Here is a 979-nt window from a genome sequence, read left to right on the forward strand (position 1 = left end):
GTCATGGTCAGGTTCTGCTGCTGCATTTGCTGCTGCTGGGCCAGGCGGTCTTGGTGCGAGTCACCCAATACCGACTTGAGGGCGGTTTCGATTTCCAGGTACGGATCCGTACTTCCGCCGCCAGAGCCCGACATGGTCAGGCTGCCCTGTTGGGCACCCGATCCGCCGCCCCCGCTGCTTCCACTCCCGCTTCCGCCCCCGCCGCCCGAATTGGAGCTGCCGAAAACGTTACCGCCAGAGCCCATCTGGATGCTGGTCTTGGTGTTGAGAAAGTTCAATGAAAAGAACTTCTCCTCGGTAAGGTTCACGCGCAGCGTATTGCCACGGAACTCGCCAGCCACGTCATAGGTGCGCAGCACTTCGTTGAAGCCTTCACGCAGTGTCACCTGGCGCAAGTGCATGTCGGCAAGCTGCCCGCCCTTTAGCACATTGGGATCAACGATCAAGTTCAGGTTTCCTGCGTCGGCAAACGCACTCAAGATCTGGCTGATGCTGGCTCGGGACATGGCCACATTGATCAGCTTGCCTTCCAGCGGATCAAACACCGGGGCCACCGGAGCGATGACCGGTGCCGCTGCCGTCTTGTTGATTTCGGCCAGCAACATCTGCTGATGTACCAGCAAACGCTGGGCCTCTTGCGCAGCGTGCTCGCGCATCTGGTCTGCTGCAGTGGTATCTGGCGGCGGGAGGCTGGAAGCGCTGCGGGGCGAAGGGCTGGCGCAACCAGCCAGCACCAGGGCGGCACATACCAGCGCCAATGGCTTGAAAAATGGAGGATTGTTCATGTCGCTGTCCTTGGCGCTACTAGCGTGATTTCTTGAAATGGTCATGAGGAGAAGCCAACGGGAGCCCACAACGCGATGCACACGTCGAACCGCGAGTCACGTTGTCTGTCTGCTGCCAGCGGACCTTCGTGGTCATGGCAAGCTCTTGATAGGGCCAGGTTGTCCGCCCGGCAGACCCGAGCGGAACTCCTGGG

General features: G+C 60.4%; 1 protein-coding gene. It reads right to left on the reverse strand.

Features of this window, described 5'->3' with window-relative positions; genetic code table 11:
- The coding region (locus DBR23_RS25155; RefSeq protein WP_199227798.1) for an STN domain-containing protein at window positions 1-785 on the reverse strand (785 nt) is incomplete at its 3' end.
- Between the last annotated feature and the right edge of the window lie 194 nt (window positions 786-979).

Origin of the sequence: Acidovorax sp. HMWF018, assembly GCF_003061035.1 — a bacterium.
Classification (GTDB): Bacteria; Pseudomonadota; Gammaproteobacteria; order Burkholderiales; family Burkholderiaceae_C; genus Acidovorax; species Acidovorax delafieldii.